The organism is Thalassospira sp. MCCC 1A01428 (genome assembly GCF_002115825.1).
In the GTDB taxonomy this organism is placed as follows: Bacteria; Pseudomonadota; Alphaproteobacteria; order Rhodospirillales; family Thalassospiraceae; genus Thalassospira.
In genome coordinates, this window is sequence record NZ_JFJZ01000085.1 from 1 (window position 1) to 8,438 (window position 8,438).

At 53.6% G+C, this 8,438-nt stretch carries 7 protein-coding genes; 6 read left to right on the plus strand and 1 reads right to left on the minus strand.

Features of this window, described 5'->3' with window-relative positions; translation table 11 throughout:
• Window positions 1-255: 255 nt before the first annotated feature.
• Genes THS27_RS25285 through THS27_RS27795 form a run of 3 tightly spaced genes read left to right on the plus strand, consistent with a single transcriptional unit; the run spans window position 256 to window position 1,849 of the window.
• Window positions 256-831 (plus strand): hypothetical protein, encoded by a 576-nt coding sequence (locus THS27_RS25285; protein ID WP_085595667.1) that lies wholly within the window; start codon window positions 256-258, stop codon window positions 829-831.
• Window positions 832-887: 56 nt separating this feature from the next.
• A complete protein-coding gene (locus tag THS27_RS25290) occupies window positions 888-1,586 on the plus strand; it encodes an NAD(P)-dependent oxidoreductase (RefSeq protein WP_371456305.1) in 699 nt (232 codons plus the stop codon).
• Window positions 1,505-1,849 carry an NAD(P)-dependent oxidoreductase gene (locus THS27_RS27795; RefSeq protein WP_371456307.1) on the plus strand — a complete coding sequence of 115 codons (345 nt, stop codon included), beginning with the start codon at window positions 1,505-1,507 and terminating at the stop codon, window positions 1,847-1,849. Before THS27_RS25290 ends, THS27_RS27795 begins: the two co-directional genes overlap by 82 nt.
• Window positions 1,850-1,943: 94 nt before the next feature.
• On the opposite strand, the gene THS27_RS25295 is transcribed toward THS27_RS27795, so the two are convergent.
• Window positions 1,944-4,202 (minus strand): PAS-domain containing protein, encoded by a 2,259-nt coding sequence (locus THS27_RS25295; RefSeq protein ID WP_371456310.1) that lies wholly within the window; start codon window positions 4,200-4,202, stop codon window positions 1,944-1,946.
• 529 nt (window positions 4,203-4,731) lie between these two features.
• Here THS27_RS25295 and THS27_RS25300 point away from each other — a divergent pair.
• The 3 genes from THS27_RS25300 to THS27_RS25310 all read left to right on the plus strand — a co-directional run bounded on the left by THS27_RS25300 (window position 4,732) and on the right by THS27_RS25310 (window position 8,365).
• Window positions 4,732-5,979, plus strand: a complete 1,248-nt coding sequence (locus THS27_RS25300) for an HD domain-containing protein (protein ID WP_085595663.1) — start codon at window positions 4,732-4,734, stop codon at window positions 5,977-5,979.
• A 185-nt stretch (window positions 5,980-6,164) separates the two neighbouring features.
• Complete coding sequence (locus THS27_RS25305) at window positions 6,165-6,836, plus strand: TrkA family potassium uptake protein (protein WP_085595671.1); 672 nt, start codon at window positions 6,165-6,167, stop codon at window positions 6,834-6,836.
• A 188-nt stretch (window positions 6,837-7,024) separates the two neighbouring features.
• The gene (locus THS27_RS25310) at window positions 7,025-8,365 is read left to right on the plus strand and encodes a TrkH family potassium uptake protein (protein WP_085595665.1); all 1,341 of its coding nucleotides are present in this window, start codon (window positions 7,025-7,027) and stop codon (window positions 8,363-8,365) included.
• Window positions 8,366-8,438: the final 73 nt, after the last annotated feature.

The window sequence follows — 8,438 nt, forward strand, 5'->3', positions numbered from 1 at the left end:
TAATGAGTCCTGAGCCTAGGTGCCAACACCGGAATGTAATGAAAATGGCGGGTTCCTTGCAAAAGGCCCGTCATTTTTTATGGCGAAGATATCTGCGCATCGTCGCTACATTCCGCTCAAACAGCATATGTGTAAAGCCTGACCGGTTATATTTCACAGCCTGCCTCTTTCCAACCGGGATCAAAACGCCCTATGTTGGATGCAATCTTGAAAACGGCCATATCGTTGGCCCAAAACCGGAAATCAGTCGCTACCATGACTATCGCCACCGAAACCCTGCGCGCCCTGTATGGCACATGGCGCATTGCCCACGGCGATGCGCGTGGCGTGGGCTATTTTAATTTTACAATTAACGGCTTCTGGCGATCTTTTATCGCCGCCGTCATTGTTTTCCCGGCCTTTGCCCTGTTGCGCTGGCACGATCTGGGCAGCGCACCCGATGATTTTCCAGTGGTGCGCTATCTCAGCATTGAAACCATTGCCTTTGTTATCAAATGGCTGGCTTTTCCCTTGGTGATGCATCACATCACCGCCGTGCTGGAACGTCAGTCACGCTATATTGCGTTTATTACGGTTTATAACTGGTCAAGCGTGCTGCAAATGGGGGTCTATTTGCTGGCGCTGTTGCTGGGCACCGCGTTTCCCGGCCTGGGGGCGGGCGGATTTGCCCTGATTTCCGTCGTCGCCATGATGGTTTATGGCGGTTACATCGTGATGATAACCCTGTCTGTGCCCGTGTTTAACGCCGTCGCCATTGTCATGCTGGATTTCCTGTTATCACTGACAATTACGGTTATCGGCATTCGCCTGGCGATGCATCAATTGTTCTAAAGCAGTTCCGCCGATACTCTGACCGTCGATACCTGCCAATGATCTGGATTGAAAAGATGAAACCGGTTCTTGCCATTACCCGCCGCCTGCCTGCCGATATCGAAACCCGCGCCCATGAAAGCTATGATGTGCGCCTTAACGAAAACGACAATCCGCTTACCCGCGAAGAAATTCTGGCGCTGGCACAGGATGCAGATGCGATACTGGTTTCAGTCGGCGACCCGATTGATCGCGATTTTTTCCAGGCCCTGCCCGCCAGAGTTAAAATAATCGCCACCTTTTCGGTGGGGACCGACCATATCGAGCTGGCCGCCGCCGCCCAAAAAGGCGTGATCATTGGCAACACACCGGGCGTTTTAACCGATGCCACCGCCGATATTGCATGGCTGCTGATTTTAGGGGCAGCCCGCCGTGCCGGTGAAGGTGAAGCCGAAATTCGCACCGCCAGCTGGCGCGGATGGCGGCCCACGCACATGATCGGCACACAGGTAACCGGCAAAAAACTGGGCATTATCGGTATGGGTCGCATCGGCCAGGCCGTAGCCAAACGGGCACGCGGATTTGATATGGAAGTCCATTATTTTAACCGCACACGCCTGCCCGCTGATCAGGAAATGGTGCCACCTATCATGACAGCATCGATGCCTTGCTGCCCCATTGCCAGTTCCTGTCGTTGCATTGTCCCTCCACCGCCGAAACACGGGGCATGGTCAATACCACTTTGCTGCAAAAACTGCCCAAGGGGGCCATCCTGATCAACACGGCACGCGGCGATGTGGTCAATGATACCGATTTGATTACCGCCCTTAAATCGGGCCCTCTGGCGGCGGCCGGGCTGGATGTATTTGCAGGCGAGCCCAATATTGCGCCCGCCTATCGCAATTTGCCCAACACGTTTTTACTGCCCCACCTGGGATCGGCCACCGCCGAAACCCGCACCGCAATGGGCACCCGTGCGCTTGATAATATCGATGCCTGCATGGCCGGGGATGAGGTGCCGTTTCGCGTGACTGCCTGAGGGCAGCGACGCCACTTACCAAATAACAAAGCCGCCTGTTCCCTCTCGGAACGGCGGCTTTATTGTGTTTAGGGATGTATTCACCGCCGGGTTCTTACCCAAGGTCACTTTCTTCGCCCGCCGGAAGAATGCAGGAAATTTCACGACCATCGCGACTGATTTTGACCCGTCCACCATGAATTTCGACCACAGCGCGGACCATCGCCATACCCAAAGCGCGCCGTGCCGATGCCGGTTCGCCGTCACGCAAGCCTTCAAACAGCATCGGTTGCGGTGTTTCGTCGGTCAGGCCAATCGTAATGTCGATATCATCGCCACGTCGCCGCGCCACAACCGAAACTTCGCTGCCTTCGGGTGCGGTACGCAGAACATTGGTCACCAGAATAAACAACGCCTGTTTCAACCGGCGTTCATCGGCCACCATCCAGCCGATATTACGCGAACAATACAGCCGCAACGACACATTCAATTCCGCCAGACGCGCCCGCGTCAATGCTTCAAGCGAACGCAACAACCGGCGCGGATCAACGGTATCAAGCTCCAGTGCAACCTGACCAGACCCAAGAGTCGCCAGGTCGCGCATATCATCGACCAGGGCCAGCATACTTTGGGCTTCGGTACGGATAATTTCCACCGATTGCGATACATTACCGTGCAGATGCGGCAACATCCGGTCGGCCAGCCCGTTAATATGGTCCAGCGGGCGGGTCAGTTCGCGTGATACAGTCGAAATAAAGTCAGACTTCATCTGATCGGCGGTGCGCAAGGCCTCGTTCCGTTCGCGCAGGGCGCGTTCAACCCGAATGCTGTCGGTAACATCCAGATAGGACATCATCACCGCCCCGTCGGGCAAGGGCACCACAGCAAAATCGATGATACTGCCATCGCTGCGTTCCAAGCGTCCCGACATCGGTTCGTGGTTGGTAATGCGCGCCACCATCCGGCTTTTAAACTTGCCCCAGTCACCAGGGACAGACCAGAAATCGCGCGATTTTTCAATAACATCGGATAAATGCGGGGCGGCCGCCAAAAACACATCATCGAGCGCCCACATATCGCCAAAACCATGATTATACAGACGCAGGCGACCATCGCCGCTAATGACACCCACCGCTTCATGCAGGTTTTCCAGCGTTTCACGCTGAACCGCAATCAGGGTGTTATAACTGCTTTCCAGAACCAGTTTGTCGGTAACATCTTCATAGGCAAACATCAGCCCGCCAAACGGATGCGGCGAGACGAACCGGCGCAATGTTACGCCGCTTGGCAAATGCAAAAGATCTTCAACCGGCTTTAAAAGATCGGTGAAACGCTGGTTTTCCTGATCGCGGAACTGGCCAAAGTCGGTGACCTCGGGCAATTTACGTTCATCGCGCAAACGGCGCAGCAAATCTTCCAGGGCAGGTTCGCCCAGCAACCATTCTTCGTCGAGATCCCACAGCGCAGCAAAAGCCGCATTAAAGAAAATCAGCCGTTTGTTACCGCCAAAAATGGCAATGGCCGTACCCAGATTTTCCAGAACCTCGGCATGGGCGCGGACATGGCGCGAAAGATCAGCCTGTTTTTCCTCAAGATCGGTGCAATCAATGGCAAAACCCACCATACCGCCGACATCGTCGCCCTGTAAAACCGGGGATTCGGTAATACGCAGCAAACGCCGGTCCCCCAACATGACAACGTGGTAATCCCGTGTTGTGGTTTCATGATTGCGAAGGGCAGACGCCGCCAGCGCCCTGCCATGATCAGGGATCACACCCGCCCCTAATTCACTGCCAGCGCTGATAACATCGGCAGCATTTTTTTGTTCAACCGCCTCGACATAGGCGGCATTACAATCCACCAGGTTCAGGTCGCTATCGCGCCGCCACACCGGAAATGGCAATTCGTCCATCACATGGCGCAGGCTGGACACATCGTGGCGAAGGGCGGCAAAATCGCCAATCTGGCTTTCGCGTTCGCGGGTATGGCGGGTTTCATCACGAAACCACACAGCATGGCCCAGCACCGACGATTTGCGATCCCGCCTTGCAACTGTGCCCGTAACATGAAATTTGCGGCCATCCACCGCACCAACCCATATTTCAAACCGTTCATGGCTGGATTTCAGGGTTCGTACCCGGTCTTGCAGCGTACGGGCATCTTCTTCGCGCAATTGTTCCAGCAAATCGGGAAAACGCGCATCCACGGCCAGGTTGAAACTGCGCATCAGGGCCGGGCTGCCCCCATCGACAAATCCCTTATGGGCCCAATAATAAACCGGGTCCGGGGCCGCATAAAACAAATGGGTAAACAGCGCAGCCGTGTCTTCCATTTGCGATTCGAGGTCTTCAGCTTCCTCAAGATGGCGGCGCATCCGCACAGCCAGCCGCCAGCCGATGGCCCCGGCAATTGCCGCCCCGCCCAATGTCGCCAGACCAATTACGGTTAAATCCCGCACGCCAAGATCGCCCAGCGCCGAAAGGAACCCACCGGCAGGAACCGTAATTTCAGGGTTCCCCTGCAAGGTGGTGCTTTGCGCCTGCGCACGGGAAATGCCGGGCAGCATGATGTCAAAAAAAATTGCATAACTCGCTGAAAACGCAGAAAATCGCCATAATTTAGACATGACAAACGGGTCCTGTTTCATCGTTAAACGACGAAGACGCCGACATGCCTTACGGTATGTGGACCTAACCCCTGTCACGTAATTACAACCAATCATCCATTTATATTTTGTGCGCGTTTAGGCGGGCTTTTAAAACAATTACGGTCATATTAACAGGTCCTGACCTTGGGGGCAGTTTCGATGATTTTCGGAAAATCCGCAATGACATAAGGGGGAAATCGGGCTATGTCTGCCATTGCCGTTACCTTGATCAAAAATCGACGCAGTTAGTATCAGAATGAGTGTCAAACCGCAGCTGGATCTTTTTGCACCGCGCGCCACGCCAAAACCGGCAGCGCCCCGCAAGGATTCGCCCGCCCTGCCCCCGGCACCGCAAACTCCGATCGCCCAGGACCTGTTTGACAGCGACTTTAACGCCGAAGACATCCGCGAATGGAACCAGCTTTTTCCCAATGCGCCGCAATATAGTTATCATTTCAAACGCGCACAGATCAGCTCGGCCTTTGACCGCCCGTTACACAAACGCCTGATCGCATCGCACGCGTTTGAACGGTTGCGCGAAATTTCGTTTCTCGGCGCGATCGACTATCTGTTTCATCCCAACGGCAAACCGGCCAATATTCGTCATTCCCGCTATGACCACAGCATTGGTGTTGCTTTGCTATCGCAGCAATATTGCCGGTTAAACGGCCTGCCGGAGGCTGACCGCGACCTTTTGGGCGCGGCGGCCCTGCTGCACGATATTGGGCACGGGCCATTTTCGCACACGCTGGAACCCGAATTTGCCCGGCGCTTTAACCTGAACCACCATCAGTTAACCAACAAAATCATTATGGGTGAAGTGGACCTGGATTTATCGGTGCGCCATTTGCTGGAAAAGCACAATGTGGACCCCGAGGCCGTGATTGCGATTTTGTCAAAAAAATCCGACCACCCGCATGCCACCCTTTTTACCGGCCCGGTCAATATCGATACACTCGAAGGGATCAGCCGCACAAAAACATATGTGCATCCGCACTATGTACATTGCCATCCGCGGCTGCTGCTTGAAGCGGCGGTAAAGCTGGATGACGAATCGCTTCAGCGCCTGGATAAATTCTGGCAGCTTAAGGAAGATATCTATCGCAATTTCATTTTCGGCCCCATGTGCTTTGCCACCGACCATCTATGTCGCGAATTTGTAGTGGATAATGCACCGGACTTTGCCGCCAATGACTTTTTGCTGACCGAACCGGCCTTTATGCGCCGCCACCCCGCCTTTCGTAAATTCCTGCACAGCCTGAAAAACCGTATCGAACTGGACGGGGTTGCCGACGTGATCGATGCCGACCTTGCCAACCTGATCGGGGCGGAACAGGCCACCAAAGTGCCCAAACGCGAATTTCATATCAATACCAAGGTCGCCGTAACCAGCTTTGCCGACCTTGGAAAACGCTATTATGAAGAAAAACACAGTTTTTTGCGCCGTGTTGGCAACCTGGCAGACCCGGCACAACAAGCTGCCGCTGCCAGCCTGTTTGATTAGGGTGCAAACCCGCCACCGCTAAACCCACCTTACGCCCCGGCCTGTGCATGGCGGGCGGAACAAGCGCACAAGCCCAACGTTGACTGTGAAACCCACGGGTGATCACATCACACGGTTTATTGCCTGTTCTTTTTCGTCACGCCGACATTGGCGCATATTACCTTAAAACCGGGATGGTCCATTTCATGGCGCAAAAAAAAGACAAGATAAAACGCAGCTTTGTCATTATTGGCCTGGGGACTTTTGGGGGCACCATTGCCACCGAACTGGCCCGGTTTGGCAACCGTGTTTTAGGCATTGATGTGAATGAAAAAAACGTCAGCGACCTTGCCAATACAGTGGCCGAGGCCGTTATTGCCGACGGACGTGATGAAGAAGCCCTGCGCCAGGCAGGTGCTGACCACTACGATGTGGCCGTTGTCGCAATTGGCGAAGACCTGGAAGCCAATATTTTATGTACAATGAATGTAAAGTTGCTGGGCATTAAAACGGTATGGGTTAAAGCGCTTAGTAAAACCCACCATCGCATCCTTAGCAAAATGGACGCAGATCGCGTCATCCTGCCGGAACAGGAAATGGGGCAGCATATTGCACAAATGCTGCATAACCCGGTTGTCCGCGACTATCTAAGCCTTGGCAACAATTTCCATGTCATCAATATCAACGTCCCCGAAGAACTGGAAGACACCCCCCTAAGCGATCTTAAAATCGGTGAAAAACACGAAACCCGCTGCCTTGGCGTGATGCGTGGCAGCGAATATCTGGGCTGCGAAGGGGATATTCGTCTGAAAAAGGACGATAAAATGATGGTCCTGGGTCGCCGGGATGAATTGCGCCTGTTTGGCGACGGGTTATAAAACGGGTAACCAGCCGGTTTAAAACCCGCAAACACCTGGACATGTTCGGTCTTCCTTTCGGCTATAGACCATTTTGACAAGCCGGCCCTGGTGCTAATAACAGCACATCCGTCCATTACGGTTTCGTAACTATATTTGCCGCCCGTTATAATAGGCCGCCCCCGAATTTAAGGTTATAGTTCCTGCCCATGCAAATTTCGCTGCCGCAAATATCATCGAAAAAGTTTCGTGTCCCGCCGCCGGCGGTGCTGGCAGCAACCTATGCCATATTGATCATTATGGGCACCTGCCTGTTGAAGGTTCCCGGCGTTTCGCAGCCTTTGGCATGGTCAGATGCCCTGTTTACCGCCACATCGGCCGTGACGGTTACCGGCCTGTCCGTTGTGAATGTGGGCAGTCATTTTAATTTGTTCGGCCAAATTGTGGTTCTGGTGCTGATCCAGCTGGGCGGGCTGGGGTTAATGACCTTTGCAGCACTGGTACTTTCGGTGCTGGGCCTGCCAATTGATATTCCACACCGCACCTATTTGCGCGAGGATTTAAACCAGACCTCCGTCGCGGACCTAATCCGGCTGGTGAAGGTTATTTTGCGGGTTGTTTTACTGTGCGAGCTGATCGGGGCCATTTTGCTGTCATTTGTGTTTGTCCCCGATGCGGGCTGGTCCGAAGGCATTTGGCAGGCATTGTTTCATGCTGTTTCCGCCTTTAACAATGCCGGTTTTTCCCTGTTTCCCGATAGCTTAACCCGCTATGCCACCAACCCGCTGATCAATTTGACTGTGCCTGGTTTGTTGCTGATTGGTGGGCTGGGTTTTAGCGTGCTGTCCGACATTTATTATGTGCGTCACTGGCAAAAGTTTTCCCTACACAGCAAATTAATGCTTAGTGGCAGCGCAGCCCTGATCTTGTGGTCTGTTGCATCATTTGCCATTCTGGAATGGAATAATCCTGCCACACTGGGCCATATCGCCAGTATTTTTGATAAATTACAGATCAGCTGGTTTCAGGGCACCACAACCCGTACAGCAGGGTTTAACACAATTAATATTGCCGGGATGCATGACAGCACGACCCTGACCTTTATTTTATTGATGCTGATCGGCGGGGGCAGCACATCAACGGCAGGCGGTATCAAGGTCACGACCTTTATTGTTTTGTTGCTGGCAACGGTGGCGTTTTTTAAACGTCGTCAGCAACTTCATGCCTTTGGCCGCGCCATCGGCCTGGAAGAAGTCCTGAAGGTTCTGGCACTTACCATGATCAGCATGCTGATTGTGGCCGCCGCCCTGTTTTTAATTACCATTTCCCATGACGGCGATTTTCTTGACCTGATGTTCGAGGTTGCTTCGGCCTTTGGAACTGTTGGCCTGTCACGCGGCATTACCACCGAGCTTGATACACTGGGCCGCACCATTATCATCATCACCATGTTTATTGGCCGGGTTGGCCCGCTTACGCTGGGTTTTTTCCTGGCCACCCGAATGCCACCGCGCATTCGTTACCCGTCAAGCCAGATTTATCTGGGCTAATACCAATTGCCGATGACAGGAACTCCTCGACAATTTGATAAGCGCGACGCCGTGCGGCCAGTGCCGCGAAAGG

Excerpts from the sequence above, each read along its gene's own strand:
- THS27_RS25285 (WP_085595667.1), top strand. The coding sequence starts at position 256 with ATGACTATCGCCACCGAAACCCTGCGCGCCCTGTATGGCACATGGCGC.
- THS27_RS25290 (WP_371456305.1), top strand. The coding sequence starts at position 888 with ATGAAACCGGTTCTTGCCATTACCCGCCGCCTGCCTGCCGATATCGAA.
- THS27_RS25295 (WP_371456310.1), bottom strand. The coding sequence starts at position 4,202 with ATGCGCCGCCATCTTGAGGAAGCTGAAGACCTCGAATCGCAAATGGAA.
- THS27_RS25300 (WP_085595663.1), top strand. The coding sequence starts at position 4,732 with ATGAGTGTCAAACCGCAGCTGGATCTTTTTGCACCGCGCGCCACGCCA.
- THS27_RS25305 (WP_085595671.1), top strand. The coding sequence starts at position 6,165 with ATGGCGCAAAAAAAAGACAAGATAAAACGCAGCTTTGTCATTATTGGC.
- THS27_RS25310 (WP_085595665.1), top strand. The coding sequence starts at position 7,025 with ATGCAAATTTCGCTGCCGCAAATATCATCGAAAAAGTTTCGTGTCCCG.